Genomic DNA, 1,441 nt, shown 5'->3' with positions numbered 1-1,441 from the left:
ACCTGAGAGGTGCCCCTTTCTTGGCCGGGAATGTTGACTTCGAACATCATCATTTTCCCAGTTCAGAAGGGGCATTTCCATTTCACGCGCGGCTTGATCCTGCTACTCGCATCGGTGGATCAAGGCTTAACCCAAGCTTTCGAGCCGTTCCAGTAGGTTCTACCAGCATGCTTCTCATAGTTGGAGCCGCCCCAATAGGCGTGCTTCCACTTCTTGCTCTTTATCTTCCCTGCTTTTGCGGCCTGGACGACCTGAGCAGTTTCCTGCTTGCTCATGTCTTGGGTAGCAGCGAGTGCTTTGGCCTCTCCGACATCGACCGTCTCAGTCGGTCCTTCTTCGACGGTCACATTCCCTTTACAGATCTCGAGGTCGCCAGTGCTAGCCTCTTGGCCGACCTTCTCGTAGGCCCGCTTGACTTCTTTCATGCAGGATTTGTCAGCGAAGCTCGTGGTGGAAACCTTTTGCAACGTGGTGGGCGCATCTGCTTGCGCTGGAGCTACGGTTCCCAGCAGCATGGCCGTCGAACTAACTACTGAAGCGATCACGATAGTGCTTCTTCTAATTGCGGTCATTTTTCACATCCTTCCTTGATGTATCCGCAACTTTATGTGCGCTTGAAGCTTCTTCGCATCCTCTAAAAGTATGAAATTTCGCCCGTTGTGCCACACTGGCGTCTATGGTTCTTGGCACCGTGGATGAGATCTCCGAGCATGATCGGTTGATCCTCGATCTGGAGAAGACCGCGCACACGGTTGTAGCGCGTGACGCGTTGTGCCGGCGCATCAACCTACCGGTCGAGAAGTAGGGACTGCTGAAGGTTTAGTTGACTCCAGGGTTTATGCCGCCAGAGCGACGGCCTTGTGGTGAACAAGCTCGTATTCAACCGGGGTCAGTTTATCCAGTCTCCTCTGTCGACGCTTCCGGTGATAGGTTCGTTCGACCCAGTGCACGATCGCTGTGCGCAACCTCGCTCGCGTGTCCCAACGGCCCCGGTCGAGGACGTTCTTCTGCAACACGGCGAAGAACGATTCCATCGCCGCATTATCACCAGCAGCACCAACCCTTCCCATCGACCCCACGAGCCCGTAATGCCGTAGAACCTGCTGGAACTTCCGAGAACGAAATTGCGACCCGCGATCCGAATGCACCACGCAACCGGCCACGGCTCGCTGTCCGCCACGACGGGCTATAGCATCATCAATCGCAGCCACAGCCAGGCGAGATTTCATTCTCGAATCGATGGCATAACCGACGATTCTGTTGCTGAACACATCCTTGACCGCGCACATGTACAGTTTCCCCTCACTGGTGTGATGCTCGGTGTAGGGTCGGACCGGGGCGCTCTGCCAGCCTCACGACTGGTAAGTTTCCCCGGCCCGCCCTCCGAACCGGACGTGCCCATTCCTGAGCATCCAGCTCTCCATGCCAATCAAGCCGCAGC

General features: G+C 56.0%; 2 protein-coding genes and 1 pseudogene. 1 reads left to right on the top strand and 2 read right to left on the bottom strand.

Annotated features, from left to right (window positions below; translation table 11 throughout):
• Window positions 1-119: 119 nt before the first annotated feature.
• Window positions 120-572: a hypothetical protein gene (locus BLIN9172_RS17730; RefSeq protein WP_101556182.1), complete on the bottom strand. Its 453-nt coding sequence runs from the start codon at window positions 570-572 to the stop codon at window positions 120-122.
• 104 nt (window positions 573-676) lie between these two features.
• Between BLIN9172_RS17730 and BLIN9172_RS18700 the strand changes: the two genes are divergently transcribed.
• Window positions 677-805, top strand: a complete 129-nt coding sequence (locus BLIN9172_RS18700; RefSeq protein ID WP_257904184.1) for a hypothetical protein — start codon at window positions 677-679, stop codon at window positions 803-805.
• A gap of 31 nt (window positions 806-836) precedes the next feature.
• On the opposite strand, the pseudogene BLIN9172_RS17725 reads toward BLIN9172_RS18700, so the two are convergent.
• Window positions 837-1,322, bottom strand: a pseudogene (locus BLIN9172_RS17725) (transposase); the annotation flags it as partial.
• Window positions 1,323-1,441: the final 119 nt, after the last annotated feature.

Origin of the sequence: Brevibacterium linens ATCC 9172, from assembly GCF_900169165.1 — a bacterium.
In the GTDB taxonomy this organism is placed as follows: domain Bacteria; phylum Actinomycetota; class Actinomycetes; order Actinomycetales; family Brevibacteriaceae; genus Brevibacterium; species Brevibacterium linens.
Note: the sequence above shows the minus strand (reverse complement) of the source record. Positions and strands in the feature narration are given on the sequence as shown.